The organism is Rhizobacter sp. P2_H2 (assembly GCF_056403375.1).
Map to the genome: position 1 here is coordinate 1 of NZ_JBFUFP010001070.1, position 1,800 is coordinate 1,800.

Here is a 1,800-nt window from a genome sequence, read left to right on the forward strand (position 1 = left end):
GCTCGGGCTGTACCGCGCCGAGCGGCGCGGCATCAGCTCGCAGCGCACCTTCCCGTCGCGCATGCCGGTGTTCTCGCTCGACCGCATCTACACGCGTGGCTTCCGCTGCACCGGCACCTCGGTGCCGCGCGGCGCGGCGTGGGCGCGGATGTCGGATCACCTGCCGCTGGTGGCGGAGCTCGAACTCGATGGCACTACGAATTGATCGCTTCGGCGGTGGCCGGCCAGGCGGCTTTCAGCTTGAGTGCGGCGTCCTGGCGCGTGGGCTCGTCGGAGATCGCCAGGTCGAACAGCTCGGCCAGCAGTGGGACAACGGCGTCCGGGTCGAAGCCGTGGTGCTCGACGAGACCGAGCAAGGGCTGGGGATCGTTGCCGAGAAGGCGCTCGATCGCATCGGCGAAGTCGAAGCAGCCCGCAGGAAAGGGCGTGTCGCCCCGGCGCGGCAGCGGGTTGAGGAGCGCATGGAAGTACTCGTTCACGCCGTAGGAGTCAAGGTCGAGCCGCTCGTCGTCATGGACGAGGGCCGTGACGGGCCGTCGCTTCGACAGCGGCCACTCGGTGCCGGGGTCCATCGATGCCTCGCTGCGTTTCGTGCCGGCCGGCGCAGTCGCTTCGAGGATGGCCTTGTCGCTCAGGCAGTCCGCGGGCGTCAGGCTGTCCAGCTCCGCCACTGCCTTGCTCAGCATGCGCCGCTGCTGGGCCGTGATGCCCTTGCTCGAGCGCAGTATCTTTCCAGCCTCGAAGTTGCTCCCGAGGCCCATGGTGCTCAAGTTGGCGGCCATCAGATCCACGTCGAGCCGCTTGTTGCCATGCCCCTGCAGGACCGGCACGGCGACCGTCGTCCACGGGTCGCAGCGAATCACGTGCGCGCCACTCTGCACCAGCGTCGCCACATGATCCCTGTGGGGGTACGTGGCTTGATCGATCTGGCAGTCCGGCAACGTGGCGACCAGGTACAGGAAGGTCAAGTCGCTGCATTCGTGGCAATGGCCGATGCCGTGCCGGGCAATGGCCCTGCACCTGGCGACGAGGTGCTGCCAGGGGTCGCTGTAGTGGAGCCGGATCTCCTCCAGCTCGGCGGTGAGCAGGTCGAGCGCACGGTCGCGCACGCGCTTGTCACAGTGCGACAACCGGGCGTTGTTGGCCACGCCCCGGAAGAGCAGCTTGCGGGCCCAGTGATTGGCTTGCCCGACCGCGCGCGCGTGCTCCAGGGTCTCGTGGCTCACGGCGAGCTCATGGCGAACCACGGAGACCTCCTTGCCGTTTGCCCTGAGTTGCCGTGCGCCGGCTTCGGACAGGCTGAGCGTCCGGAAACGGTGGGCGGATGGGGTGGAAATCATGGAAGCGATGACATGAGCCATGCATTGAGCCGTGGCACGGCGATCTCGCTCAGTGCCGGTGCGGACCGAAACGTTCCAGGCTTGCGTGCCTGCGGAGGCAAGCTGCCTTGAGCCGCCGCCATCGCCATCGCGCCGAGCCTGCGCTGCCCGACGACCTGTGGAGCACGCTGCCGCGCGCGCTGTTCTGCGGCGACAACCAGGTCGAGCTGCTCAGTGGCGGTGATCAACTCTTTCCGGCGATGGTGCGCGCGATCGACGCGGCGCGGCACGAGGTCTGGCTCGCGACCTACATCTACCAGCACGAAGGCAGCGTCACCGCCGTCACGCAGGCGCTGCTGGCGGCTGCCGCGCGCGGCGTCGCGGTGCGCGTGGTGCTCGACGGCTTCGGCTCGCGCGCCTTCTTGCCGCAGCTGCAACCGCTGTTCGAGGACGGCGGCGTCGACCTCGCGGTGTTCCGGCC

3 protein-coding genes are annotated in these 1,800 nt (G+C 68.6%); 2 read left to right on the forward strand and 1 reads right to left on the reverse strand.

Translation table 11 applies throughout. The features are described 5' to 3' along the window. A partial coding sequence (locus AC1D15_RS30105) for an endonuclease/exonuclease/phosphatase family protein (protein ID WP_477828909.1) occupies window positions 1-205 on the forward strand: 205 nt, incomplete at its 5' end. Here the strand turns inward: AC1D15_RS30105 and AC1D15_RS30110 are convergent. Further along, entirely contained in the window at window positions 195-1,361 is a 1,167-nt protein-coding gene (locus tag AC1D15_RS30110) for a hypothetical protein (RefSeq protein ID WP_477828910.1), read from the reverse strand. The two genes, AC1D15_RS30105 and AC1D15_RS30110, sit on opposite strands and share 11 nt — an antisense overlap. Window positions 1,362-1,447: 86 nt before the next feature. Between AC1D15_RS30110 and AC1D15_RS30115 the strand changes: the two genes are divergently transcribed. Beyond that, a partial coding sequence (locus AC1D15_RS30115) for a phospholipase D-like domain-containing protein (protein WP_477828911.1) occupies window positions 1,448-1,800 on the forward strand: 353 nt, incomplete at its 3' end.